Raw genomic sequence first — 655 nt, 5'->3', positions numbered from 1 at the left:
TGACAGCCTGACTGAGGGCGGGTCGCTTCTCGTCTCACTCGCTGGCTTGACCTTCGCTGCGGGATGCGCCGTGTGGGCGTTCACTCCCGCTCGTCGGGACTAGCTCAACCAAGGCGACACAAGACCGAGACCGACAGCGATCCGCGATCCCTGCGCGGTGTTGCAATCGGCGTGAGCTGGTGCCCAGTTGCTCTGCTCCCAGGTCAGGTGCGGATGTGTGGCTCGGGGCTTGATGTGCTGCACGGTGCACGCCTGCTTGTGTGGGTGGCGCAGGCTGTAGTCGATCGGCATGCCGCAGATGACGCATGGCAGGTCGCCCGCCTGCCCATGTCGGCGCACGAGAGCGAGCGCATCCTGTGCTCGCTTCCCGCCCCACTCAGCGGCCCCACCAGTCACCTGCGCAGACATGCGCGCTCACCGATCACACTCGGGACACCACGGCGCCCCGTCCTTGCCGTGCCGTAGGGGTAACCCGCATCGCTCGCACCAGCCACAGTCAGAGGTCCCCATCTGTCGCCCCCCTACATGCATAATGCCCACCGGCGCGAGGGCGCACTGATGGGCAACTAGGCGCAGCATATCACGACGATCTGAGTTGTGCTTCTGCTGCGACACGCCGGATGGTCCCGAGGTCATACAGCGTGCGTCGCTGGTC

At 65.8% G+C, this 655-nt stretch carries 1 protein-coding gene; it reads left to right on the top strand.

What is annotated here, in order from left to right; translation table 11 throughout:
- Window positions 1–72 precede the first annotated feature (72 nt).
- Complete coding sequence (locus ACTQ48_RS11350; protein WP_441571013.1) at window positions 73–465, top strand: hypothetical protein; 393 nt, start codon at window positions 73–75, stop codon at window positions 463–465.
- Window positions 466–655 lie beyond the last annotated feature (190 nt).

Source organism: Collinsella sp. Sow4_E3 (genome assembly GCF_052116285.1).
In the GTDB taxonomy this organism is placed as follows: Bacteria; Actinomycetota; Coriobacteriia; order Coriobacteriales; family Coriobacteriaceae; genus Collinsella.
This window is presented reverse-complemented; position numbering and strand designations above follow the sequence as displayed.